The sequence below is a fragment of the Bradyrhizobium sp. USDA 4353 genome (assembly GCF_054063215.1).
This window is the reverse complement of record NZ_JBSSGB010000001.1, coordinates 7,311,032-7,333,875: the sequence shown is the minus strand read 5'-3', so window position 1 is coordinate 7,333,875 and position 22,844 is coordinate 7,311,032. Positions and strand designations below refer to the sequence as shown.

The 22,844-nt window shown below is 66.5% G+C and carries 20 protein-coding genes and 1 pseudogene; 8 read left to right on the top strand and 13 right to left on the bottom strand.

The genetic code is table 11. The features are described 5' to 3' along the window. Positions 1–43 precede the first annotated feature (43 nt). The 5 genes from ACVILH_RS33000 to ACVILH_RS32980 form a co-directional block, all read right to left on the bottom strand. Positions 44–763 carry an HAD family hydrolase gene (locus tag ACVILH_RS33000; protein WP_456716624.1) on the bottom strand — a complete coding sequence of 240 codons (720 nt, stop codon included), beginning with the start codon at positions 761–763 and terminating at the stop codon, positions 44–46. Between the two features lie 31 nt (positions 764–794). Then, positions 795–1,682: an oxygen-dependent coproporphyrinogen oxidase gene (hemF, locus tag ACVILH_RS32995; RefSeq protein ID WP_456716623.1), complete on the bottom strand. Its 888-nt coding sequence runs from the start codon at positions 1,680–1,682 to the stop codon at positions 795–797. A 217-nt stretch (positions 1,683–1,899) separates the two neighbouring features. Then, positions 1,900–2,265: a 6-pyruvoyl trahydropterin synthase family protein gene (locus ACVILH_RS32990; RefSeq protein WP_456716622.1), complete on the bottom strand. Its 366-nt coding sequence runs from the start codon at positions 2,263–2,265 to the stop codon at positions 1,900–1,902. Positions 2,266–2,282: 17 nt separating this feature from the next. Beyond that, entirely contained in the window at positions 2,283–2,915 is a 633-nt protein-coding gene (gene queE, locus ACVILH_RS32985) for a 7-carboxy-7-deazaguanine synthase (protein WP_456716621.1), read from the bottom strand. A gap of 2 nt (positions 2,916–2,917) precedes the next feature. After that, positions 2,918–3,394: a tRNA (cytidine(34)-2'-O)-methyltransferase gene (locus ACVILH_RS32980; protein ID WP_456716620.1), complete on the bottom strand. Its 477-nt coding sequence runs from the start codon at positions 3,392–3,394 to the stop codon at positions 2,918–2,920. Between the two features lie 282 nt (positions 3,395–3,676). On the opposite strand from ACVILH_RS32980, the gene petA reads away from it, so the two are divergent. From petA to ACVILH_RS32960, 4 genes and pseudogenes are all read left to right on the top strand, one after another. Further along, positions 3,677–4,207: a ubiquinol-cytochrome c reductase iron-sulfur subunit gene (gene petA / locus ACVILH_RS32975; protein ID WP_085962816.1), complete on the top strand. Its 531-nt coding sequence runs from the start codon at positions 3,677–3,679 to the stop codon at positions 4,205–4,207. 62 nt (positions 4,208–4,269) lie between these two features. Then, positions 4,270–6,340 (top strand): annotated as a pseudogene (locus ACVILH_RS32970) (cytochrome c1). A gap of 406 nt (positions 6,341–6,746) precedes the next feature. Then, positions 6,747–7,079, top strand: a complete 333-nt coding sequence (locus tag ACVILH_RS32965) for a YnfA family protein (RefSeq protein WP_456716619.1) — start codon at positions 6,747–6,749, stop codon at positions 7,077–7,079. A gap of 103 nt (positions 7,080–7,182) precedes the next feature. Next, positions 7,183–7,857 (top strand): dienelactone hydrolase family protein, encoded by a 675-nt coding sequence (locus ACVILH_RS32960; RefSeq protein ID WP_456716618.1) that lies wholly within the window; start codon positions 7,183–7,185, stop codon positions 7,855–7,857. A 44-nt stretch (positions 7,858–7,901) separates the two neighbouring features. On the opposite strand, the gene ACVILH_RS32955 is transcribed toward ACVILH_RS32960, so the two are convergent. After that, on the bottom strand, positions 7,902–8,096 hold the full coding sequence (locus tag ACVILH_RS32955) for a hypothetical protein (RefSeq protein WP_456716617.1): 195 nt from the start codon (positions 8,094–8,096) through the stop codon (positions 7,902–7,904). 396 nt (positions 8,097–8,492) lie between these two features. On the opposite strand from ACVILH_RS32955, the gene ACVILH_RS32950 reads away from it, so the two are divergent. The 3 genes from ACVILH_RS32950 to ACVILH_RS32940 all read left to right on the top strand — a co-directional run bounded on the left by ACVILH_RS32950 (position 8,493) and on the right by ACVILH_RS32940 (position 13,061). Then, a complete protein-coding gene (locus ACVILH_RS32950) occupies positions 8,493–9,545 on the top strand; it encodes a hypothetical protein (RefSeq protein ID WP_456716616.1) in 1,053 nt (350 codons plus the stop codon). Positions 9,546–10,284: 739 nt separating this feature from the next. Continuing rightward, complete coding sequence (locus tag ACVILH_RS32945; RefSeq protein ID WP_456716615.1) at positions 10,285–12,447, top strand: anthranilate synthase component I; 2,163 nt, start codon at positions 10,285–10,287, stop codon at positions 12,445–12,447. Positions 12,448–12,521: 74 nt separating this feature from the next. Further along, positions 12,522–13,061 carry an adenine phosphoribosyltransferase gene (locus tag ACVILH_RS32940; RefSeq protein ID WP_434868552.1) on the top strand — a complete coding sequence of 180 codons (540 nt, stop codon included), beginning with the start codon at positions 12,522–12,524 and terminating at the stop codon, positions 13,059–13,061. A gap of 343 nt (positions 13,062–13,404) precedes the next feature. Here the strand turns inward: ACVILH_RS32940 and ACVILH_RS32935 are convergent, their stop codons facing one another. The 6 genes from ACVILH_RS32935 to ACVILH_RS32910 all read right to left on the bottom strand — a co-directional run bounded on the left by ACVILH_RS32935 (position 13,405) and on the right by ACVILH_RS32910 (position 18,694). Next, positions 13,405–14,073, bottom strand: a complete 669-nt coding sequence (locus ACVILH_RS32935) for a hypothetical protein (protein WP_456716614.1) — start codon at positions 14,071–14,073, stop codon at positions 13,405–13,407. Between the two features lie 56 nt (positions 14,074–14,129). Then, positions 14,130–14,891 carry a P-loop NTPase family protein gene (locus ACVILH_RS32930; RefSeq protein WP_041756285.1) on the bottom strand — a complete coding sequence of 254 codons (762 nt, stop codon included), beginning with the start codon at positions 14,889–14,891 and terminating at the stop codon, positions 14,130–14,132. Positions 14,892–15,155: 264 nt separating this feature from the next. Next, positions 15,156–16,349, bottom strand: coding sequence for a M48 family metallopeptidase (locus ACVILH_RS32925; RefSeq protein WP_456716613.1), 1,194 nt, complete (start codon positions 16,347–16,349; stop codon positions 15,156–15,158). A 33-nt stretch (positions 16,350–16,382) separates the two neighbouring features. Then, positions 16,383–16,940, bottom strand: coding sequence for a LemA family protein (locus ACVILH_RS32920; RefSeq protein ID WP_434876949.1), 558 nt, complete (start codon positions 16,938–16,940; stop codon positions 16,383–16,385). Positions 16,941–17,119: 179 nt separating this feature from the next. After that, a complete protein-coding gene (locus ACVILH_RS32915) occupies positions 17,120–17,527 on the bottom strand; it encodes a COG4315 family predicted lipoprotein (RefSeq protein ID WP_456717149.1) in 408 nt (135 codons plus the stop codon). A 177-nt stretch (positions 17,528–17,704) separates the two neighbouring features. Then, positions 17,705–18,694 (bottom strand): small ribosomal subunit Rsm22 family protein, encoded by a 990-nt coding sequence (locus tag ACVILH_RS32910; protein ID WP_456716612.1) that lies wholly within the window; start codon positions 18,692–18,694, stop codon positions 17,705–17,707. Positions 18,695–18,725: 31 nt separating this feature from the next. Here ACVILH_RS32910 and ACVILH_RS32905 point away from each other — a divergent pair, with 31 nt between their 5' ends. Beyond that, positions 18,726–19,340: a hypothetical protein gene (locus ACVILH_RS32905; RefSeq protein ID WP_456716611.1), complete on the top strand. Its 615-nt coding sequence runs from the start codon at positions 18,726–18,728 to the stop codon at positions 19,338–19,340. 6 nt (positions 19,341–19,346) lie between these two features. Here the strand turns inward: ACVILH_RS32905 and smc are convergent, their stop codons facing one another. Continuing rightward, positions 19,347–22,811: a chromosome segregation protein SMC gene (gene smc, locus ACVILH_RS32900; RefSeq protein ID WP_456716610.1), complete on the bottom strand. Its 3,465-nt coding sequence runs from the start codon at positions 22,809–22,811 to the stop codon at positions 19,347–19,349. Positions 22,812–22,844: the final 33 nt, after the last annotated feature.

Below are 22,844 nucleotides of genomic sequence, written 5' to 3'. Positions count from 1 at the left end.
AAGACGCGTGTGCCGCAGAGGTGAACGAGGCGCTAATACAGCGTTAGCCCGGCACCAGCTCGGTCAGCGAGCGGATGATGCGATCGGGCTTGACGTCGGAGCCTTCGGGCAGGCCGTCGCCATGGACGTCGATCCAGATCGAATAGATGCCGAGCCGCTGCGGCGCGACGATCTCCCATTCAAGGTTGTCGCCGATCATCCAGGTGTCCTGAGGCCCGACGCCGAGCTTGTCCATCGCGTGGAGATAGGCGCGCTCCTCGGGCTTGCCGAAACCGTGCTCGCCCTCGATCTGGATGTGGTCGAAGCGGTGTGCCAGCGCGAAGCGCTCGATCTTGGCGCGCTGCTGGCCGGCCTCGCCATTGGTGACCAGCGCGAGCCTGACGCCGCGCGCCTTGAACTCGTCGATCGCCTCATGGGCGCCGGGGAAGACGAACATCTGCTCGTCGCGATAACGGGTGAAGCGGTCGGCGATGCGGATAGCCAATTCGACAGGCAAGGCAGGACCAGTCAGCGCCGCGAAGCCGCCCTTCACCACCTCCTGCCGCGCCTGGATCAGCTTCATCCGCCACTCCGCGCTGGCGACCGACCAGAAGCTGCGCGCCGAAGCGAGGATCGCGGCGGCCACGGCGTGCGGCGTATGCGGCGCAAGCTCCTCGGAGAATTCGGTGGCGACGATGTTCCAGGCGATCTCGGGTCGGCCATAGGCCGACAGGATGGTGTCATCCATGTCGATCAGCATGGCGCGGGGCAGGGCGGTGGTCATAACGATCTTACGGGTCAATCAAACCAGGGTTTCAGGGCCATTTCACTTCAGGCGGCATCGACGACAATATGGACTCCACATTGCCACCGGTTTTCAGCCCAAATGTGGTGCCGCGGTCATAAAGCAGGTTGAATTCGACATAGCGGCCGCGCCGGATCAGCTGCTCCTCGCGATCGGCCTCGGTCCAGCCAGCCGCAAAATTGCGCCGGACCAGCTCCGGGTAGACTTTGAGGAAGGCGCGGCCGACGTCCTGCGTGAAGGCGAGATCAGCGTCCCAGTCGCCGGAATCATGGTGGTCGTAGAAGATGCCGCCGATGCCGCGCGGCTCCTTGCGGTGGGGCAGGTAGAAGTACTCGTCGCACCACTTCTTGTATTTGTCATACGACGCCACCGCCGCATGCGCATCGCAGGCGCCCTTCATCGCGGCGTGGAAGGCGAGAGTATCCGGGTCCTCCTGGGTGCGCCGGCGATCGAGCACCGGCGTGAGGTCGGCGCCGCCGCCGAACCAGGCCTTGGTGGTGACGACGAAGCGCGTGTTCATGTGGACCGCCGGCACATGCGGCGACCACAAATGGGCAATCAGCGAGATGCCGGACGCCCAGAACCGCGGATCCTCAGAGGTCCCCGGAATCTGGCTGCGGAATTCCGGCGCGAACTCGCCATGCACCGTCGAGCAGTGCACGCCGACCTTCTCGAACAGCCTGCCGTGCATCATGCTCATCACGCCGCCGCCGCCATGTCCGCCGCTGTGGTCGGTGCGCTCCCAGGGCGTGCGCACGAAGCGGGAGGGCGCACGCGGATAGAGGTCGGCCGGCGCCTCGTCCTCGAGCCGCTCGAACGCCGCGCAGATTTGGTCGCGCAGGCTCTCGAACCAGGCACGGGCGCGGGCCTTGCGATCCTCGATGGCGGCAGTGGTCATGACAGTCTCCCCCGAACTCGTTCTTCACCCTCCCCTGGAGGGGGAGGGTCGATCGCGAATGCAATGAGCGATCGGGGTGGGGTGAAGCCGCAGCCGTCACTGCCGGCTTCACCCCACCCCGTCTCCCATTCGCTTGCGCTCATGTGAGCCGACCCTCCCCCTCCAGGGGAGGGTAAAGATCGTCGCGTCGCGACAGGTTCGGTCCTACCACAATCGATCAATCCTGCGGACCGAAATAGGTGCAGGTTTCGCGGCAGCTGTCGCGGTGGACGCTGACCTTGGTGACGTGGCCGATCGAGCGGACGCGCTCATAGATGAAGCGGCAGAGGTTCTCGAGCGTCGGCAGCCCGATCGCCTCGATCTTGTTCAGGAACTTGTGGTCGAGCGTCGCCTGGATCTCGCTCAGGCGCTGCGTCAGCACGCCGAAATCGACCACCATGCCCGTCCGCGGGTCGGGCGTGCCGCGCACTGTGACCTCGGCGCGGAAGGAGTGGCCGTGGATCTCCTGGCTCACCTCGCCGAGCGTCGTATGCGACAGCGCATGCGCGGCCTCGAAGGTAAACGACTTGGTCAATTCCCACATCGCTTGGTTAACAATCCCTATCTGATGCCGATCATCTTGTGCGTCTGCAGGCTGAGCCGCCATTGCGGATGATGCTGGCAATAATCGATCGCACGCGCCGTGTTTGCGGCCGCGTCCGGCCCGTCCATCGGCTGCAGCGAGAAGCGCTCGAATGCGAGCCCTTCGAACTTGTCCGGCTCGGCGCCGGCTTGCGGATAGACCAGCTTCAGCTCATGGCCCTGCCGCAGCTTCAGCTCGGCGCCGGCCTTGGGGCTGACGCAGATCCAGTCGATGCCGTCAGGCGGAATGAGCGTGCCGTTGGTCTCGATGCCCACGGCGAAGCCTTGGGCGTGGAGGGCGGCGATCAGGTCCGCGTCGACCTGCAGCAGCGGCTCGCCGCCGGTGAGGATCGTATAGCGGTCGGCGGCGCCGCCTGTCCATTGTCCCGCGATAACCTCCGCGAGATCAGCCGCTGTCTCATACCGGCCGCCCAGAGTGCCGTCGGTGCCGACGAAATCGGTGTCGCAGAACCGGCACGTTGCGGCCGCGCGATCGGCCTCGCGGCCGCTCCACAGATTGCAGCCGGCAAAGCGGCAGAACACGGCGGCACGCCCCGCCTGGGCGCCTTCGCCCTGCAGGGTCATGAAAATCTCTTTCACCGCGTAGCTCACGCTCACGCTCCCTCAGATTGCAATTGGACGAAATGTCCAACCTGGCGCAGCGCCTCGCCCGCGGCCATTGCGGCCGCCATGGCGACGTTCAGCGACCGCATGCCGGGCTTCAGCGGAATGCGCAGCCGCGCATCCGCCGCCTCTGCCACCGTCGCGGGCACGCCGACGCTCTCGCGCCCGAGCAGCAGGATGTCATCGGGGCGGTAGGCCATGTCGAGATAGGAGTTCGCGGCCTTGGTCGTCAGCAGCAGCAGCCGATATCCAGCGGCGGCGCGCCAGGCCTCGAACGCGCTCCAGGAATCGTGCCGCCGCCAATCGAGCTGGTCGAGATAGTCCATGCCGGCGCGCCGGAACTGACGGTCGGACACCGGAAAGCCCGCCGGCTCGATGATGTGTGCGGCGAGCCCGAGGCAGGCGCACAGGCGCAGAATCGTTCCGGTGTTCTGCGGAATGTCGGGCTGATAGAGCGCGATCTGCATGCGAATAGGTCTTAAGGATGAGGCTGAAAGTCCGCTGATGAAGCGGGAATTGGTGCATGGCGTGCTGCGGGGCCGATAGCGGGCTTGCGCTCGTATCGCAAGGGTGCCAATAGAACGATTCTGGACGGCTTGTTCCTACCGGGGCGGTAGCACGAGCCGTTTTCTGCCGCCGCGGGGGACGCGGGCGCCGGCAGGCATCTCCCGGTCACGTGATCTCCAACGCATGAGATCTGACACGTCGAGCGGGGCGTTGCGCCGGCTGCAACGAAAGAAAGGGTTGGAATCGTGACAGCGTCTACTGCGGATCATCCGACACGCCGGGATTTTCTCTTCGTCGCCACGGGCGCGACCGCAGCGGTCGGTGGCGTGGCCGCCCTGTGGCCCTTCATCTCCCAGATGAATCCCGATGCCTCGACCATCGCGGCCGGCGCGCCGATCGAGGTCGACCTCACCCCGGTCGCCGAGGGGCAGGACATCAAGGTGTTCTGGCGCGGCAAGCCGATCTACATCTCCCATCGCACCAAGAAGCAGGTCGAGGAGGTCCGTGCGGTTCCGGTGTCGAGCCTGCCGGATCCGGCGACCGACCAGTCCCGCACCAAGGATGGCCATGAGCAGTGGCTGGTCGTGATCGGCATCTGCACCCATCTCGGCTGTATCCCGATCGCGCATGAAGGCAATTACGACGGCTTCTTCTGCCCCTGCCACGGCTCGCAATACGACGCCTCCGGCCGCGTCCGCCAGGGACCGGCGCCGCTGAACCTGCCCGTCCCGCCCTATCAGTTCGTTTCCGACACCAAGATCCAGATCGGCTGAGCCGACGTTACGTCGGCAAGCTCAAGCTCGATCGTGCAAGATAATTCTTTCAGGAACGCATCATGAGTGGACCATCTAGCTACCAGCCGAGCCACCCCGCCTTGAAGTGGTTCGAGCAACGACTCCCCATCATCGGCCTGGTCCACTCGTCCTTCATCGCCTATCCGACGCCGCGGAACCTGAACTACTGGTGGACCTTCGGCGCCATCCTGTCGCTGATGCTGGGCGTCCAGATCATCACCGGCGTCATCCTGGCGATGCACTACACGCCGCATGCCGACCTCGCCTTCAAGTCGGTCGAGCTGATCGTCCGCGACGTCAACTACGGCTGGCTGCTGCGCAACATGCATGCCTGCGGCGCGTCGATGTTCTTCCTCGCCGTCTACATCCACATGTTCCGCGGCCTCTATTACGGGTCATACAAGGCGCCGCGGGAGGTGCTCTGGATCCTCGGCGTGATCATCTACCTCCTGATGATGGCGACGGGCTTCATGGGCTACGTGCTGCCGTGGGGCCAGATGAGCTTCTGGGGCGCCACCGTCATCACCAACCTGTTCTCCGCCGTGCCGTATTTCGGCGAGAGCATCGTGACCCTGCTGTGGGGCGGGTACTCGGTCGGTAATCCCACCTTGAACCGCTTCTTCGCGCTGCATTACCTGCTGCCGTTCCTGATCGCCGGCGTGGTCGTGCTGCACGTCTGGGCGCTGCACGTCGCCGGTCAGAACAACCCGGCCGGCGTCGAGCCGAAGACCGAAAAGGACATGGTGCCGTTCACGCCCTATGCGACCATCAAGGACTTCTTCGGCGTCACCTGCTTCCTGATCTTCTATTCCTGGTTCATCTTCTACATGCCGAACTATCTCGGCGACGCCGACAACTACATCCCGGCCAACCCGGCGGTGACGCCGGCGCACATCGTGCCGGAATGGTACTACCTGCCGTTCTACGCGATCCTGCGCTCGGTGCCGAACAAGCTGGCCGGCGTCATCGCGATGTTCGCGGCGATCATCGTGCTGGTGTTCCTGCCCTGGCTGGACTCCGCCAAAACCCGCTCGAACAAGTACCGTCCGCTCGGCAAGCAGTTCTTCTGGATCTTCTTCGTGGTCTGCGTCGGCCTCGGCTATCTCGGCGCGCAGCCGCCGGAGGGCGTCTATGTCGTGCTCGGCCGCATCCTGACCGTGCTGTACTTCGCCTACTTCCTGATCGTGCTGCCGCTGCTCGCCCGCATCGAGAAGCCGCGTCCGTTGCCGAACTCGATCGCCGACGACGTGCTGGCCAAGTCCGGCCGCGCCGCGCCGATGGTCTCGGCGGCGATCGCGTTGGTCGCAGCCGTGTCGCTGCTCGCCGGCAGCATGGGCGAGGCCCGTGCCAATGAGGGCACGGAGACCCCGCCGTCGGTGAAGTGGTCGTTCGCCGGCCCGTTCGGCAAGTTCGATCGCGGCGCCGTGCAGCGCGGCCTGAAGATCTACAAGGAAGTCTGCTCGAACTGCCACTCGCTGAACTATGTGGCGTTCCGCAACTTGGCCGAGCCCGGCGGTCCCGGCTACTCGCCGGCCCAGGCGGCAGCCTTCGCGTCCGAGTACAAGATCAAGGACGGCCCGAACGATTCCGGCGAGATGTTCGAGCGTCCTGGCCGCCCGGCCGACTACTTCCCGGCGCCGTTCCCGAACGAGCAGGCGGCGCGCGCGGCCAACGGCGGCGCGGCTCCGCCGGACCTGTCGCTAATCGCCAAGGCGCGCTCCTACAAGCGCGGCTTCCCCTGGTTCCTGATCGACTTCTTTACCCAGTTCCAGGAGCAGGGCCCGAACTACGTCAACGCGCTGCTGCAGGGCTACGAGGACAACCCGCCGCACGGCCGTGACGATCCCGGACGGCTCGTACTACAACAAGTACTTCCCCGGTAACGCGATCAAGATGCCGAAGCCGCTCTCCGATGGCCAGGTCACCTTCGACGACGGCTCGCCGACCACCGTGTCCCAGTACGCCCACGACGTCGCGACCTTCCTGATGTGGACCGCAGAGCCGCACATGGAAGCCCGCAAGCGTCTCGGCTATCAGGTCTTCATCTTCCTGATCATCTTCGCCGGCCTGATGTACTTCACCAAGAAGCGCGTCTGGGCCGCCGCCCACTGAGCGGCGCGGGCCATTACGGCAGAGTTTGAAAAAGCCCCTGCGGGGGCTTTTTTGTTGCCGATCACACAGACTGATGTGGATCAGAGCTGGAGCGGCGCGGCCGGTGCGCTCCCTCTCCCCGTTCTTCACGGGGAGAGGGTCGGGGTGAGGGGCAACTACACGGGCAGTGGGTATGGTGAAAGCTCTCAGGCGGGGGGCAGACGCGCGAGCAGCGTGCGCGGAGGGACCCGTACCCCCTCACCCGGATTGCATCTTTCGATGCAATCCGACCTCTCCCCGCCCTAGCGAAGCTTCGCTTCGCCCTGGCGGGGCGAGGTGCACCGAGCGGGCCGCCACCATCGCGCCAACGAGGTACGCTCATGGCGAGCCTTGTACGCCAACCTCACCAGTGAGAAGGAGCCCCGCCATGCCATCTCTCCTCGCCTTTGCCGGCGCGGCTGTGCTCGAGATCGCCGGCTGCTTCGCATTCTGGAGTTGGCTGCGTCTCGGCCACTCGCCGCTTTGGCTGCTGCCCGGCCTCGCCTCGCTCGCGGGCTTCGCCGCGCTACTGACCATCGCCGATAGCCCGCTTGCCGGCCGCGCCTACGCGGCCTACGGCGGCATCTACATCGCCGCCGCGCTGGTGTGGGGCTGGCTGGTCGAAGGCCACCGCCCGGATCTCTGGGACGTCGCCGGCGCCTTGATCTGCCTGTTAGGCATGTCCGTGATCCTGTTCGCGCCACGCGCCGTGCCGATCTGAGCGCGCTCACGTTCGAGCGAACGCGCTCGCCTGTTGTCGCACCGTCACGGGATTTGCGGTAAACCGCACCCCCAACCTGCAATCAGAAACGACGGAGGACCACATGGGCACTCTCATCAGCTTCAAGCGCCCCGACGGCCAGGAGGCCAAGGGCTATCTCGCCAAGGCGGCGAAGGCCGACGCGCCCGGCGTCGTCGTGATCCAGGAATGGTGGGGCCTGCAGGACCAGATCAAGGGCATGGCCGACCGCTTCGCGCTCGCCGGCTTCAACGCGCTGGCGCCCGATCTCTACAAGGGGACGGTCGTGCCGTATCACGACACGGATGCCGCCGGCCGCGAGATGAACTCGCTCGACTTCATGGACGCGACCACGCAGACCGTGCGCGGCGCCGCGCAATATCTCGCCCGCAACGGCGCCAAGGTCGGCCTCACCGGCTTCTGCCTCGGCGGCGCGGTGACGATCATCGGCGCCACCAAGATCGATGAGCTCTCCGCCGGCGTCGTGTTCTACGGCATCCCGCCGGAGCAGGCGGCCAAGCCCGCCGACGTCAAGATCCCGCTGCAGGCGCATTTCGCCAACACCGACGATTGGTGCACGCCGGCGCTGGTGGACGGCTTCGAGTCCGCGATGAAGGCCGCCGGCAAATCGCTCGAGCTGTATCGCTATGATGCCGAGCATGCCTTTGTGAACGAGCAGCGCCTGACCGTGCATGATCGCGCCGCCGCCGAGCTCGCCTGGGGCCGCGCCACAGCGTTCTTCCACAAGCATCTGGGCTGAACCGGAGCAGGGGCGCGCGGCCCAGGGGGGGGGGGCGCGCGCCGTCAAACTGCGCGGGCGGTCTTGATCTCGGCAGACGCGGGATCGGACTCCTCGGATGCCGAGGCGTCGTCCATCGCATCCAGGGTATCGGCGCCGGCCGCCTGGTCGACGGAGCGCCGCCGTCGTTTCGTCCTTTTCGCCTGCGCTTCGAGGAAGCAATCGAGCAGCGTCTGCTGCTTCGGGAGCGCATGCGACACGGAAGGCTGTTTGCCGCGAGCCATGTTAACCAAGGTAATTCAATATGGTTAACCAATCATTGCCACACTATTGCAGATAGACAACAGTGTTGCCCGCACGCTCGGCCAAGTTATGTAACTTTTTGGGCCGGCGGCAACTGCCGGTAGGTCGATAAGCCTCGTTGCACGCGCGCAACATGAGGTTGTGACATCGGTCACAGCCGGCGGATGCAGCTTTCGAGCCGTCCTGCCGTTCCTATTCCCACGAATCACCATTGATTTTCGGCGATTCGGACCAGTGCGACGTTCGGCAAGGCGCCGCATGGTTCGCCATTCGAACCGCCTGGTCGAGATCCCATTGCATTGCGAAAACAATCTGAGGTAGCATTTTGTCCGGTATCGGCGAGGGGAGACAGCATGCGTACAGCCTTTGCGCTGGCCGGGCTCGGCGGCTTGAACGCCCATGGCGCCGGCTTCCTCGACACCGCGCGCGCCTGGGGCGTCACACCGGATCTGGTGACCGCGACCTCCGGCCAGATCCTGGTGCTGTCGGCCTGGCTGCAGGGCCGCGACCTGCGCGACCAGCTGATCTCCTCCGACCGCGCCCGCGATCCGGGCTCGCAGCTGCGCACCCTGGTGTTTGGCTATCCCGGCGTGTTCCGTCCGGCCTATGCCGAGGCGGTAGCGCGGTTCGTGTCCTGGCCCGATTGGCGCGACGGCCCCTTCAACGTGCTGGCCGACCGGCTGCTGCCGGCGCAGCAATATGTCCCCGTTCGCAGCGAGGCCGATTTCATGCAGGCCGCGGAGACGCTGAACGGCACCTCGATCGGCGTCGTGTTCAACACCTATGATCCCGAGACCGGCGTGGGCTTTCTCTACGGCAACGACGCGGCGCGCGCGCTGCTGCCCTCGGAGAAATCGATCCGCAACGCCCACGCCGTCAAGGCGCGGCACTCCGCAGCGAAGCGCGACCTGCGCTACGCGTCCGACGTGCTCGCCGAGCGCGCCATCCGCCCGATCACGCCGGAGGCGATCAAGGCCGCGCTATGGCTGTCACTCTATGGTTTCACCAAGCTGCCCGACGGTCAGATGGACGGCGCCTATCACCGCGCCTGCATCGTCTCCGAGCTGCACGGCTTCGACCGCATCTTCGCCGTGCGCCCGCTCGCCCAGGGATGGCAAGGCGAGGCGCCCGCCAATTGGTTCGAGGTGCAGGACTGGACCACCGAGATGTGGTTCTCGGTCGGCTACAAGGCCGAGGTCGATGCGCTCAAGCGCATCAACGATCTGATCGCGGCCGGCGTCATCACCGATCCGAAATACAAGAGCGTCGAGCTCGTCGAGATCCAGCCGGAAACGCCGGCCGGCTATTTCAATTATTTCGTCGAGCGCGGCGAGGTGTATGAGAACGCGGTGGTGGCGACGGAGCTGAAGTTCAGGGAGCTCGGGCTGGTGAAGCCGGGGCTGTGAGCTGCGCGGCATGTGCGTTAGCCCTGCTGCAATCGCATGTGACCATGTCGCGAGAACGCCGCTGCACATTCCAGTGTCATACCCGCGAAGGCGGGGATCCAGCACGCCGCAGCCCATCGACATGAGCCGCACCGCTGGTGGAATACTGGATGCCCGCCTTCGCGGGACGCCGAAAGCGAATGCTCTCGTCCCCAAGCGGCCATGCGATGCTTTTTGAAATGATTGAACAGGCCGCTGTTGATCCGAACTGTGAGGGACGCACGCTGCTCACCCTCCCCTGGAGGGGGAGGGTCGCCGTGCAGCGCGTCAGCGCTGTGCGGCGGGGTGGGGTGAGGCCGCGGACGCCGGTGCGCGTGGAGAGATCACCCCACCCCGGCTCACGCTTCGCTGCGCTCACCGCGAGCCGACCCTCCCAGGGGAGGGTGGCAGTCGGGCCAATACTGCCAGACGAGTCCGACAGCCGAGCGCCTGAGCGACGCAAGACAGCGGCCTGCCTTTGGAGCCACTCCCGACCTGTGTCCCCGCCGCCCTTGACCCCGGCCGTCCCGCGTGGTCTTTTCCGCCCCATGAGCACCGTCGTCCGCCCAGCCCGTCTCTGGTGGCGCACCTTGTAAAAGGTGGCCGGTGCGATGTGTTTGACATGAGATCGCAGAGGGGCCGCCACGCAGCGGCGGCTTCCGGTTGGTCCTGTGTGGCGTTTCCTCGGCAAATTCCGTAAGAGGACGCCCGAGAGGACCCCATGAACAGGACCGTTTTCGCCCTTCCGGCCCGCAGCGAGTACCGCACGTCGAGCGGTCTCGCGATCACGCGCGCCGTCGAGCAGTTTTCCGGCGGCGCCAGCCGGCTCGACGATCTGATCGACCTGCTCGACCGCCGCCGCGGCGTGGTGCTGTCCTCCGGCACCACCGTGCCCGGCCGCTACGAGAGTTTCGACCTCGGCTTCGCCGATCCGCCGCTGGTGCTGGAGACCAAGGGCACCGATTTCACCCTGCAGGCACTGAACAAGCGCGGTGAGGTGCTGATCGCGTTCCTCAAGGACACCCTGCGGGAGCCCTGCGTCGTCATCACCGAAGCCTCGCCGGCGCGGCTGGCCGGCCACATCGTCCGCGGTCCCGCTCCGGTCGAGGAGGACCAGCGCACGCGGCGCGCCAGCGTGATGTCGCTGGTGCGCGCGATGATCGCGGCGCTCTCGGCCAATGACGATCCGCTGCTCGGCCTGTTCGGCGCCTTCGCCTACGACCTCGTGTTCCAGATCGAGGACCTCGAACAGAAGCGCCCGCGCGAAAAGGACCAGCGCGACATCGTGCTCTACGTGCCCGATCGCCTGCTGGCCTATGATCGCGCCACCGGCCGCGGCGTGGTGCTGTCTTACGATTTTTCCTGGAACGGCCAGTCGACCTCCGGCCTGCCGCGTGACACCGACGCGAGCGTCTATCTCAAAGAGCCGCGCCAGGGTTTTGCCGACCATGCGCCCGGCGAGTACCAGGCCACGGTCGAGAAGGCGCGCGCGGCGTTCGCCCGCGGCGACCTGTTCGAGGCTGTGCCCGGCCAGCTGTTTGCCGAGCCGTGCGAGCGTTCGCCGGCGGAAGTGTTCCAGCGGCTCTGCCGCATCAACCCGTCACCCTATGGCGCGCTGATGAATCTCGGCGACGGCGAATTTCTCGTCTCGGCCTCGCCGGAAATGTTCGTCCGCTCCGACGGCCGCCGCGTCGAGACCTGTCCGATCTCCGGCACCATCGCGCGCGGCCGCGACGCGATCGGCGATGCCGAGCAGATCCGCCAGCTCTTGAACTCGGAGAAGGACGAGTTCGAGCTTAACATGTGCACCGACGTCGACCGCAACGACAAGGCGCGCATCTGCGTGCCCGGCACGATCAAGGTGCTGGCGCGCCGGCAGATCGAGACCTACTCGAAACTGTTCCACACCGTCGATCACGTCGAGGGCATGCTGCGGCCGGGCTTCGACGCGCTCGATGCGTTCCTGACGCATGCCTGGGCCGTCACCGTGACCGGCGCGCCAAAGCTGTGGGCGATGCAGTTCGTCGAGGACAATGAGCGCTCGCCGCGGCGCTGGTACGCCGGCGCGATCGGCGCGGTGAATTTCGACGGCTCGATCAATACCGGCCTCACGATCCGCACGATCCGGATGAAGGACGGGCTTGCCGAGGTCCGCGTCGGCGCCACCTGCCTGTTCGATAGCGATCCGGCGGCGGAGGATCGCGAGTGCCAGGTCAAGGCGGCGGCTTTGTTCCAGGCCCTGCGCGGCGATCCGCCGAAACCGCTGTCGTCGACGGCGCCGGACGCCACCGGCTCCGGCAAGAACGTGCTGCTGATCGATCACGACGACTCATTCGTGCACATGCTGGCCGACTATTTCCGCCAGGTCGGCGCCAACGTCACCGTGGTGCGCTATGTTCACGCGCTGAAGATGCTTGCCGAGCGCAGCTGGGATCTGATCGTGCTGTCGCCGGGGCCGGGTCGTCCCGAGGATTTCAAGATCTCGACCACGATCGACGCGGCGCTCGAAAAGAAGCTGCCGATCTTCGGCGTCTGCCTCGGCGTGCAGGCGATGGGCGAGTATTTCGGCGGCCAGCTCGGCCAGCTCGCCCAGCCCGCGCATGGCCGGCCGTCGCGGGTGCAGGTGCGCGGCGGGCGGCTGATGCAGGGGCTGCCGAACGAGATCGTCATCGGCCGCTACCATTCGCTGTTCGTCGAGCGCGACAGCATGCCCGAGGTCTTGACCGTCACGGCGGCGACCGAGGACGGCGTGGCGATGGCGATCGAGCACAAGACGCTGCCGGTCGGCGGCGTGCAGTTCCACCCGGAATCGCTGATGTCGCTCGGCGATGCCGTGGGGTTGAGGATCGTGGAGAATGCGTTCCGGCTCAATCAGCCGGGGTGATCAATGCCGTCATGCGAGGCGCGCCAACGCGAGGCCTCGCCATGACGACGAGCAACAGAGTGGATGAGAGCACGATGACGTTCGATCTGGACATCAAGAACACGGTCCGCACCATTCCGGACTATCCGAAGCCCGGCATCCTGTTCCGGGACATCACGACGCTGCTGGCGGACGCGCGTGCGTTCCGCCGCGCGGTCGACGAGCTGGTGCATCCCTGGGCGGGCTCCAAGATCGACAAGGTCGCGGGCATCGAGGCGCGCGGCTTCATCCTCGGTGGCGCGGTGGCGCATCAGCTCTCGGCCGGCTTCGTGCCGATCCGCAAGAAGGGCAAGCTGCCGCACAAGACCGTTAGCATGTCCTACGCGCTGGAATACGGCACCGACGAGATGGAGATGCATGTCGACGCCGTGCAGCCCGGCGAGCGCGTCATCCTGGTCGACGACCTCATCGCCACCGGCGGCACCGCCGAGGGCGCGGTGAAGCTGCTGCGCCAGATCGGCGCCACCGTGGTCGCCGCCTGCTTCATCATCGACCTGCCGGATCTCGGGGGGGCCGCCAAGCTGCGCGCGCTCGACGTTCCCGTGCGCTCGCTGATCGCGTTCGAGGGACACTAGACGAGCATGATCTGCTTGTACGGAATCGTACCTCGCGCACGCTCCCGATTATGCAGTGCGCAGCCTGGAGATCGGCCCCGCTGCCACCCTCCCCTGGAGGGGGAGGGTCGGCTCAGATGCGCGAAGCGCATGTGAGCCGGGGTGGGGTGATCTCTCCATTTGCACCGGTTTCCGCGGCTTCACCCCACCCCGCTCGCCCGCTTCGCGTGCGATCGACCCTCCCCCTCCAGGGGAGGGTGAGACTGGGATCGCGGTGTCTTCCGCTGTGAGTATCGGAGGGGCGTGGCGATTGGAGCATGATGCGTTTCCACACGATTACATCTGCTCTCGCTAGAGCAGCCCGTCAGGAGCGCTGCATCACCAGCTCCATCTCGATCTCGCGGAACGCATAATAGTTGCGCCGGATCCATTGATAGAGCTCGGTCGAGGAATCGCGTTCCTGGCGCAGATAGCCGGTGAAGGAGAACGAGTAGCGCTCGATATAGGTCTTCAGGAACGCGGGCAGGGCCGCGATCTTGAGATGCTTGCTGCGGCTGTAGAGCTGGGGCAGCTCCTCGCGCAGCACGTGGTCGTTCTCGACCACGATGAGCTGGGGCTTCGGGATCTGCCGGCGCAGGGCGTCATAGGCGCGCATCGAGACGCGGTCGCCCTCGGCGCAATACAGCACGATCGGGACCACGTTCCGCCGCGCCGCCTCCTTCAAAAAGCCGATCTGTTCGGACATTTTGAAGAACTCGTCGAACGAATAGTAGCCGAGGTCGATCACCTTGGGGATTCCGTCATTGAGGATGACGCGATCCATCAGCTGGATCTTGCCGTAGGTGTCCTCGATCGTCGCGGTTTCCGTGATCTGCGGCAGGAAGTCGAGCAGCGACGGCTCGCGCAGGGTGACGTCGAAGGCGAGCACCTGGCCGTTCTTCAGCAGCAGGAACTCGCTCAAGACCCGCGCGAGCAGCGTCTTCCCGGACTGCGGCCGGGGCGAGCAGACGATGTAGACGGGCGTCGCGGGCATCCGACCTATATCAGGTCAAACGTGCTGGCGATAAAGCCCCCTCATCCACGGAGCCGCTATTTTTCCCCGGCGGGCCGCGGCGCCGCCGGCTTGGTCGAGCCGACGATGTCGGTCAGCTTGATGCGGTCGTACTCGCTCCAGACATTGGCCAGCCAATGCCGGACATAGCCGCGCAGCACGAAGGAGTAGTTGGCGGCCTCGTCGCGCGGGCCCTTGTTGGCGACGAATTTCAGGAACGGCACCGAGGCGACCTCGACCTGCTCGAACGCCATTTCGTTCAGCTTCGGGATGGTCAGCTCGGTCGCATCCTTGATGCGGTGGAAGTAGGAATTGTAGGTCGACTGGTCCCACTCGAAGAAGCTGGTGTTGTTGATGAAGTTCTTCACCAGGAAATACTTTGCCCCGATCATGTAGCTCGCCGTCTCGGCGATCTCGTCGAGCGAGGCGATCGAGGAGCCTAGGATGTGGAACACCGCGAAGGTGATCTGGCCGGAGCGGGCGGCGTCGAGGAAGCCGATGTCGCGCAGCGCGGCGAGGGTGGGGGACATCAGGCCGGCGCGGACGTCGATGACGGTCACCGAGGGGGCCACCGCGCTCAGCGTGTCGAAGATCTTCATCTGGTCCGGCGTCGAGTTCATGTCGACGATCTCGGTGATCTCCGGGTGGAAGCGCTTCAGCGTGCCGCGCGGATGCTCGGTGTCGAACGCCCTCGTGGGGACGTTGTTGGCGCTGAAATAATCGAGCAACGTCCGCGACACCGTGGTCTTGCCGACCCCGCCCTTGTCCGCGCCCACCACAACCACTGCCGGTTTCGCCATGGAAAGTCCTTCAGCCCTGAGGCCGGCCAGGAGGCCGGCGCATTGCATTCTGCTTTGGGCGCGAACATGGCAGAAACGCTGAAGAATTCAAATTCATTGCTGCACGGCACGGGGGAAATCTGCGCCTTTCCGGCAACAGGGTCAGGCAATCAGGAGGAATCCGTCCGACGCGTCCTCTGGCGTCCGGGGGAAGCTGAGAGCGACTGGCAGGACGATCGTCCCCGTTGCCACGTCGCGCTTCGAATCGGGACAGCGCCTCTCGGCCTAGTGTCGGCCCCAGGGGCCTGCGGTCGGCGTGCTCCACGGTCCGCCCTCGGCAGCGGAGCCGGCCGGAACGGACGGGCCGGCGGCATGGTTCCAGGGGCCATCCGGCGGAGGCGGGGGTGCAGTGCCATCCGCGCTCTCGGCACCGTCATCGGCCGCCGGAGCCTCGTCGGACGGCAGCGCCAACGGGCCGGGATCGTGACCGCCGGCGAACTTGATGAGCGCCTGGATGCGGGCATCGACCGAGGGGTGGGTGGCGAACAGGTCGGCAAAGCCCTCGCGGGGATTGTCGACGCACAGCTCCATGACCGCGGAGGTTGCGCCGGGCAGCTCGCCGCGGCCCTCGATCTTGCGCAGCGCGCTGATCATGGCGTCCGGGTTCTTGGTCAGCTCGACCGAACCGGCATCGGCGAGAAATTCGCGGGTCCGCGACAGCGCCAGCTTCACCACCTGGGAGAGCAGCCAGGCCAGCACGATCAGCACCACCGCGACGATCACGACGATGATGGCGCCGCCACCGGAGCCCTTGCGGTCGGAATCCGACGACGAGGAGGAGGAGGACGAGGACCGGCCCCAGCCGCCGCCCCAGCTCATGTTGGTGAACAGGCGGAAGAACAGCTCGCCGAAGAAGCCGACCACGCCGGCGATGATCACGGCGACGACCATCAGCTGGACGTCGCCGTTGCGGATATGGGTCAGCTCATGACCCAGCACCGCCTCGATCTCCTGGTCGTCGAGCGCCGCGAGCAGGCCGGTCGTGACCGTGACGGAATATTGCCGCGGGTTGAGGCCGGTCGCGAACGCGTTCAGCGCCGGGCTGTCCATGATCTTCAGCTGCGGCATGGTAATGCCGCGCGAGATGCAGAGGTTTTCCAGCAGATTGTACAGCCGCGGCTGCTCCTGCCGGGTCACCGCGGTGCCGCCGGTCACGGCGTCGATCATCTTCTGGTGGAAGAAATAGGCGATCACGATCCAGGCAGCAGCCCCGAGCGTGGCCCAGGGCAGCGCCTTGATCAGGTCGCGCGTGGCGGCGTGCATGTAATAGGCGACGCTGCCATTGCCGTTGATCATCACCTCCGCAATCAGCGCGCCGGCGAACACCAGCACGTAGATCAGCAGGAACAGGCCGCCGAGCAGCAGCATCGAACGGGTCTTGTTCGATGCGATATGGGTGTAGAGACCGTAGGCGGCCATGGCGTCGGGCCCTTCAGCGGGGAGGGCGCGGGCTCAGAACTTGACGCTCGGCGCGGCCTCGACCTCGGCGCGGCTGGTGCCGAGATCAAAGAACTCTTTGCGGGTGAAGCCGAAGGTGCCGGCGAACAGGGCGGCGGGCAGCTGCTGGATGCCGGTATTGTATTCCTGGACGGCGTTGTTGAAGAAGCGGCGGCTGGCGGCGATCTTGTTCTCGATGTCCGAGAGCTCGCCCGCGAGCTGCTGGAAATTGGCGTTGGCCTTGAGGTCCGGATAGGCCTCCGACAGCGCGATCAGCCGGCCGAGCGCGCCGGTGAGCTGGCCCTCGGCCGCGGAGACCTGGGCCGGGCCCTGCGCCGAAATGGCGGCATTCCGCGCCTTGATGACCTCATCCAGGGTCCCGCGCTCATGCGCGGCGTAGCCCTTCACGGTCTCGACCAGGTTCGGGATCAGATCGTGGCGCAGCTTGAGCTGGACATCGATGTCGGCAAAGGCCTGGCCGACGCGCTGGCTGAGGGCCACCAGCCGGTTGTAGGCGCCGAAGGCGAACAGCACGAGAATGACGAGGATGCCGAGGACGATCCAGCCGGACATGACGGGCTCCGAGGGAGAGGGCAGGAGGACGGGGCGGCCGAAGCACGGCGACGCCGCCGGTCCCAGGGTGGACCGGCGTGCATTGGTCGCGGCAGGGGGGCTGCCCGTTCAAGCCGCGCCGGCCCAAGACCTTGTTCGCCTGTCGTCCAGGCGTCCGGCCTGATGTGAGCGATTTCGGCTCAATAGGGGCGAGCGACCCGCCACTTCTGGTCGGGATCGTTGCCCTTGATGTCGCCGGGGGCGGTGTCGGCTTGCGAGGTGTAGAGCGGGCGATAGCGATAGGCCCACATCTTCTTGCCGTCGCTGCGGGTGATGACGGTGAAGTCGCCGGTCGCTACCGCGTTGTCCGGGGCAGGCAGCGGCGGACGCTTCTGGGCGCACTCGCCGTCGCAGGTCGACTTGTTTCCGCTGTCGTCGCGCTCGGTATAGTACAGCGTCATGCCCTTGAGATCGGTCAGGATCGGGCCGTTCTTGCCGACGACGGCCTTGGCCGGCGCCGGGCCGGCTTCCTGCTTGGGCGCGGGCGGCGGTTCGGATCCATGGCCTCCGCCGTGCCCTCCGGCAAAGGCTGTTCCTGCCGAAGCCATCAGAATTGCAGCGATCGTCATCGTCCTGAACATCGACACGCGTTCCCTTGTGAGCAGCGCCTTCAGCGCCCGTTGCAGCTCACCGTAGCAAACGCAGGTTTTTCTCGGGTTTCGCGAAATCGACAGAATGAGAGACAAAGTCGACCCGAGGTTAACCATGCGGGGTCGCGTGGGTATCTATGGACGTGGCGGCAACTCCACTCCGTCGCCCCAGTCCCAGCGCCGGGCCGCGGCGAAAGCCGGCTTGTCGCGGCGGGGAATGCTGACCGCGGCTGCGCTCCCATCGGCCAGGCACAGCTTGGCCGTCGCCGCGATCTTCGTCACCACAGGCGGTGCCAGGACGCGCGCGGCCGGACGGAGCGGGACCGGCTCTCGGGTGAGGGCGATGAAGCTGAACTTCTCGTCCTCGAACGGCACATCCGCGCCCTTCAACTCGCGATGCGCCCGCGACCGCGCGAGCCGCTGGACGAAATGGCACCAGTCCGGCGCGATCAGCGGACACGCCGCCGCATGCGGGCAGGGGGCCGCGACATGCGCGCCGGCCACAATGCGCTGGTCGCGCGCGGCGATGATGCGCTGGTAGCCGGCCGGCGTGCCGGGTTCGACGATCAGGAGCGTATGTCTCGTCTTCGACCACAGCGCAGCGACCACTGCAGCACGCTCGGCGTCAGTGAGCTCGCCGATCATGTAGCTGGCCATCACGAGATCGGCGCTGTCAGCGCGATCGAGCAGCGCCCGCGCCTGGCCGAGCACGTAGGCGAGATCGCGCATCCGCATCGTGTCGTCAGCAAGCCCGAGAGCTAAATTGCGCAGAGCAGGGTTGGCATCGATGGCGTGGAACGAGGCCAGCGACGCAAAAGCCTCTGCCGCAGCGAAGCTCGCGGTGCCGGGGCCGGCGCCGACGTCCAGCAGCGAAGTCGGCGCGAAGTCCGGGCTCGCCTGCGCCAGGGCATTCAGGCTCGCTGCCACCGCGGCATATGTCGCGGGCATCCGCACCGTCGCATAGGCGATCGCGTCGGCTTCGGTCGTGATCGTGCCGGAATTGCCGCCGCTGCGATAGGCTGCCGAGATGCGCCCCGCGCGCGTGGCTGCGTCCTGGCGCGACTGCCCGTGCAGCCTGGCTTCCAGGCTGGCCTTGAGATGTGCGGGCAGGTCAGGAGAAATCATCTATGGTTCTTGTCGTCCGGGACGTCGACGCATGAGCGTTGTGGGTTTCGGACCAGGCTGGTTTGCGTCTGGGGCACGGAGCAGAATGATTAGATCGGCTGCCGCAACGAGGCTGAAGCGATGGAGTGTAATCGGTCTCCTTGGGCTGATCGCATCAGCCTTGATTTATGCCACCCATTCCGGCCCGGCAGTTTACCGCCCCTATTATGTTCTCGCCCTGCTGCTGCATGAGCCGATCGATACGGTGCGCCTTCGGCCGAGCGATTTCTACAATGGCACGTTTCGTGAGCGCGGCAAGTCGCTCCTGATCTGTCCCGCCACCATCTGCAGGTCTGCCGAGAAGATCGACGTCGAGCCGCAGGTCTTCGACGAATCGGCAGACAGGCTGTTGGCGCGGCTCCACGCGATCATCATGGCCGAGCCCGGCGCTGGCGCGGGCTACATGCCTCCCGGCGATCCGCTGCGAGGAAGGTACATCCTCCATGAATCATGGCGTCCGCCGGAGACCATCGATCTTCTCGTCATCGCCATCGACGGCACGCATGCGACGTTTGCACTTTACGCCCGTGATCTGATCCGCAAGCTTGCCCCGGATCGGTCCGAGCGCACCGCGCGCTGGCTGAAAGCCTTGCGCGATACGCCATGAGAGGCGTCACGCCACCTGCTGGTCGAGGATCTTCACGGCCTCGTCGAGCGCGACCGAGACGAGCTGCGACACGCCGCGCTCGGCCATGGTGACGCCGAACAGCCGGTTCATGCGCGCCATGGTGATCGGGTTGTGGGTGATGATGATGAAGCGGGTCTCGGTCGAGCCCTTCATCTCGTGCAGCAGGTTGCAGAAGCGTTCGACGTTGTGGTCGTCGAGCGGCGCGTCGACCTCGTCCAGCACGCAGATCGGCGAGGGGTTGGTCAGGAACACCGCGAAGATCAGCGCCATCGCGGTCAGCGCCTGCTCGCCGCCCGAGAGCAGCGACAGCGTCTGCGGCTTCTTGCCCGGCGGCTTGGCGATGATCTCGAGGCCGGCCTCGAGTGGATCGTCGCTCTCGATCAGGTGCAGCGCGGCCTCACCGCCGCCGAACAGCTCGGTGAAGAGACGCTTGAAGTGGTCGTTGACGGTCTCGAACGAGGACTGCAGACGCTCGCGCGCCTCCTTGTTGAGGCTCTGGATACCCTGGCGCAGCCGCTTGATGGCCTCGACGAGATCGTCGCGCTCGGTGGTCAGCGCGGTGTGCGAGCCTTCGACCTCGGTCAGCTCTTCTTCGGCACGCAGGTTGACGGCACCGAGTCGCTCGCGATCCCGGCGCAGCTTCTCCAGGCTGTCCTCGATCTCGTGCAGCGGCGGCAGCTGCGTATCCGGGCCGATCTCGGCCATCGCGGCGACCGCATTCGGCTCGCATTCGAGCATGTCGTGGATCTCGCGCTCGACGTCGGCGACGCGGCGCTTGGCGCTCTCCAGCCGCTCCTCGGCGCGGGCGGCGGCTTCGCGCGATTTCGACAGCGCTTCGAGCGAGGCCTTGGCGGCGCGGTCGGTGTCGCCCATCGCGGTCTCGGCCTCGGCGAGCGCGTCGGCGGCGACCTGGCGTTCTTCCTCGGCGATCGCGAGCTCGTCGATCAGCGCGCTGCGCTTCTCGGCAAAGATCTCCGGCGCGTTGTCGAGCTCGGCGCGCTCGTCCCTGACCTCGGCGATGCGCGCCTCGATGGTGGCGATCTGCGAGCCGGCGCCGCGGATGCGGTTGAACCAGTCGTTGCGCTCGTTGATGATCGCCTGCACGCGGCGGTCGGCCAGCTCGGCCTCGCGGGCCAGTGCCTGCGCTTCGGCGCGCACTTGGGCGGCGGCACGGCGCTTGGTCTCGATCTCGGCACGGACGGCAGCCAGACGGCCGTCGGCCTCGGTGGTCGCCGGCAGCCCCTCGATCGCTTCCAGCGCATTCTCGTGCAACTCGGCGATCTCGGCGCGGTCATGGGCCAGACGCGTGGACGCCTCGACCAGCGCCGACTTGCGCGCCGAATGGCGGTTGATCTCGCGCTCGGCATTGGCATGGCGCTCGCGCGCCGAATTGACCTCGCGCTGGGCTGCGCGCCAGGCTTCGCGCGCGGCACTCTCGGCTGATGTCGCGGCCTTCACCTCGGCCTCGGCGCTCTCCAGCGCCTGGCGCTTGCCGGCGGCGTCGACGCGGGCCTGCTCCAGCTCGGCCTCGATGTCGATCAGGCGGGCACGCTCGGCGAGGCGGCGCGCGGCGCCGGTCGGCGCATGCGCGGCGGCGATGAAGCCGTCCCAGCGCCAGACGTCGCCTTCCGGCGACACCAGCCGCTGGCCGGTGCGCAGCTGCGACACCAATTGCGTGCCGCGATCCCTGGACACCACGCCGATCTGGGCGAGGCGACGCGACAGCTCCGGCGGCGCCTGCACATAGGCAGCCAACGGCTCGACGCCATCAGGGAGCGCGGGATCGGTGACCTCGGCGCCGGCGACGGTCCAATGCATCGGCGCGGACGCATCGACGGGCGCGTCGAGATCGTCGCCGAGCACGGCGCCGAGCGCCTTCTCATAGCCCTTGGCAACGGTGACGCCGTCGATGATCGGCGGCCACAGATTCTTGGTCTCGCTGTTGACCATCTTGGAGATGGTGCGCGCCTCGGTCTCCAGCCGCTGCGCCCGCTTCTCGGCCTCGGCAAGCGGAGCGCGCGAGGCTTCGAGCTTCTGCCGCGCATTGGCCAGCGCGGCCTCATTGGTCTGCACCGCGGCTTCGGCTTGCGCTTCGGCCTCCTCAGCGGCTTCGAGTGCGGCGGCGAGGGTGTCGAGATCGCCGAGATGGGCGGTCTCCTGCGCCAGCCGCTCCTCGTCGGCGCGGACATTGGCGATGTCCTGGTCGAGCCGGGCGAGGCGGTCGCGGTGGCTGCGGACGTTGGCCTCGAGCTGGTTGCGGCGGGCGGTGAGGTCGGCGAGCTGCGTCGTCAGCTCGGTGAACTGGCGCTCGGTTTCGGTCAGCAGCGCCTCGGCCTCGGCGACGCGCTCGTCGACGCCGCTGCGCATCTCGACGCGCGCCTTGATCTCTTCCTTCAGCTCCGCGTCTTCGGTCTCAAGACGTTGCAGCGCGACCTGCGCATCCTGGTTCTGCTGCTGCTCGCGGGCGACGTCGGCGGTGAGCTGCATCAGGCGGCGGTCGAGCTCGCCGGCACGCTCCTTGGCGCGCACCTCCTCGCGGTCGAGCAGGTCGCGGGCGTTTTTCAGCCGCTGCATCGTCGCAGCCGCACGGGCCTCGGCTTCGCGCAGCGCCGGCAGATGCGAGGAGCGGATCGCCTGGATGCGGGCGGATTCCGCCTGCTCGCGGGTGCGCTCGGCCATCTCGCGCACCGCGACGTCGTGTGTATGCGCGGCGTCGTTGAGGTCGGCATGCGCGCCCATCCAGCGCAGGTGATAGAGCGTGGCTTCCGCCTTGCGCACCTTGGCCGCGACCTCGCGATAGCGGATCGCCTGGCGCGCCTGCTTGCGCAGGCCTTCCATCTGGCCGGAGAGCTGGCCGATGACGTCTTCCACGCGCAACAGATTCGTCTCGGCCGCCTTCAGCCGCAGCTCGGCCTCGTGGCGGCGCGCATGCAGGCCGGCGACGCCGGCGGCGTCTTCCAGCACGCGGCGGCGCTGCTCGGGCTTGGCCTGAATGATCTCGCCGATCTTGCCCTGGTGGACCAGGGCCGGCGAGCGCGCGCCGGTGGCGGCATCGGCGAACAGGATCTGCACGTCGCGGGCGCGCACGTCGCGGCCGTTGATGCGATACACCGAGCCGGCCTCGCGCTCGATGCGGCGCGAGATTTCGAGAATGTCGCGGTCGTTCACGGCGGCCGGCGCGGTGCGATCGCTGTTGTCGATCGTCATCACCACTTCGGCGTGGTTGCGCGACGGACGCGTGTTCGAGCCGGAGAAGATCACCGCGTCCATGTCGGCGGCGCGCAGCGATTTGTGCGAGGTCTCACCCATCGCCCAGCGCAGCGCCTCGACCAGATTCGACTTGCCGCAGCCGTTCGGACCGACGACGCCGGTGAGGCCGGGTTCGATCACGAAGTCAGTCGGTTCGACGAACGTCTTGAAACCGTGGAGACGAAGACGCGTGAGTTTCATGCACAGATTCTCTGTTGGCGGAAAACGAATCTC

Excerpts from the sequence above, each read along its gene's own strand:
- ACVILH_RS32980 (WP_456716620.1), bottom strand. The coding sequence starts at position 3,394 with ATGCAGATCGCGCTCTATCAGCCCGACATTCCGCAGAACACCGGAACG.
- ACVILH_RS32940 (WP_434868552.1), top strand. The coding sequence starts at position 12,522 with ATGACGTTCGATCTGGACATCAAGAACACGGTCCGCACCATTCCGGAC.
- ACVILH_RS32990 (WP_456716622.1), bottom strand. The coding sequence starts at position 2,265 with ATGTGGGAATTGACCAAGTCGTTTACCTTCGAGGCCGCGCATGCGCTG.
- ACVILH_RS33000 (WP_456716624.1), bottom strand. The coding sequence starts at position 763 with ATGACCACCGCCCTGCCCCGCGCCATGCTGATCGACATGGATGACACC.
- ACVILH_RS32915 (WP_456717149.1), bottom strand. The coding sequence starts at position 17,527 with ATGGCTTCGGCAGGAACAGCCTTTGCCGGAGGGCACGGCGGAGGCCAT.
- ACVILH_RS32950 (WP_456716616.1), top strand. The coding sequence starts at position 8,493 with ATGCGTACAGCCTTTGCGCTGGCCGGGCTCGGCGGCTTGAACGCCCAT.
- ACVILH_RS32935 (WP_456716614.1), bottom strand. The coding sequence starts at position 14,073 with ATGCCCGCGACGCCCGTCTACATCGTCTGCTCGCCCCGGCCGCAGTCC.
- ACVILH_RS32945 (WP_456716615.1), top strand. The coding sequence starts at position 10,285 with ATGAACAGGACCGTTTTCGCCCTTCCGGCCCGCAGCGAGTACCGCACG.
- ACVILH_RS32930 (WP_041756285.1), bottom strand. The coding sequence starts at position 14,891 with ATGGCGAAACCGGCAGTGGTTGTGGTGGGCGCGGACAAGGGCGGGGTC.
- ACVILH_RS32910 (WP_456716612.1), bottom strand. The coding sequence starts at position 18,694 with ATGATTTCTCCTGACCTGCCCGCACATCTCAAGGCCAGCCTGGAAGCC.
- ACVILH_RS32965 (WP_456716619.1), top strand. The coding sequence starts at position 6,747 with ATGCCATCTCTCCTCGCCTTTGCCGGCGCGGCTGTGCTCGAGATCGCC.
- ACVILH_RS32920 (WP_434876949.1), bottom strand. The coding sequence starts at position 16,940 with ATGTCCGGCTGGATCGTCCTCGGCATCCTCGTCATTCTCGTGCTGTTC.
- hemF (WP_456716623.1), bottom strand. The coding sequence starts at position 1,682 with ATGACCACTGCCGCCATCGAGGATCGCAAGGCCCGCGCCCGTGCCTGG.
- smc (WP_456716610.1), bottom strand. The coding sequence starts at position 22,811 with ATGAAACTCACGCGTCTTCGTCTCCACGGTTTCAAGACGTTCGTCGAA.
- ACVILH_RS32925 (WP_456716613.1), bottom strand. The coding sequence starts at position 16,349 with ATGGCCGCCTACGGTCTCTACACCCATATCGCATCGAACAAGACCCGT.
- ACVILH_RS32905 (WP_456716611.1), top strand. The coding sequence starts at position 18,726 with ATGAGCGTTGTGGGTTTCGGACCAGGCTGGTTTGCGTCTGGGGCACGG.
- ACVILH_RS32960 (WP_456716618.1), top strand. The coding sequence starts at position 7,183 with ATGGGCACTCTCATCAGCTTCAAGCGCCCCGACGGCCAGGAGGCCAAG.